At 62.6% G+C, this 289-nt stretch carries 2 pseudogenes; both read right to left on the bottom strand.

The features are described from left to right. A pseudogene (locus EN851_RS37990) lies at positions 1-84 on the bottom strand (hydrogenase); the annotation flags it as partial. A 4-nt stretch (positions 85-88) separates the two neighbouring features. Then, positions 89-289 (bottom strand): annotated as a pseudogene (locus EN851_RS35695) (hydrogenase expression protein HypE); the annotation flags it as partial.

Raw genomic sequence — 289 nt, 5'->3', positions numbered from 1 at the left:
CTCGTCGACGGCAGCATTGCTGGCTCGTGGCGGGCGTTCCGTCAGGGGCGGGCGGATCAGGCTTTCGAAGAGCAGTTTTCGCATGGTTTTACAGGTCGTGGCCGGAATAGGAGCAGTTGAACGATTTGTTGCAGAGCGGGAAATCGGCGACGATGTTGCCTTCGATCGCCGCTTCCAGCAGCGGCCACTGGAACCATGATGGGTCGCGCAAGTGGCAGCGCTCGATCAGGCCGTCCTCGCCGATGCGCAGCCAGGCAAGGATGTCGCCGCGAAAACCCTCGACCAGCGC

The sequence above is a fragment of the Mesorhizobium sp. M8A.F.Ca.ET.208.01.1.1 genome (assembly GCF_004791315.1).
GTDB lineage: Bacteria > Pseudomonadota > Alphaproteobacteria > Rhizobiales > Rhizobiaceae > Mesorhizobium.
The sequence above is the reverse complement of the archived record's forward strand: the minus strand, read 5'-3'. Positions and strand labels throughout refer to the sequence as shown.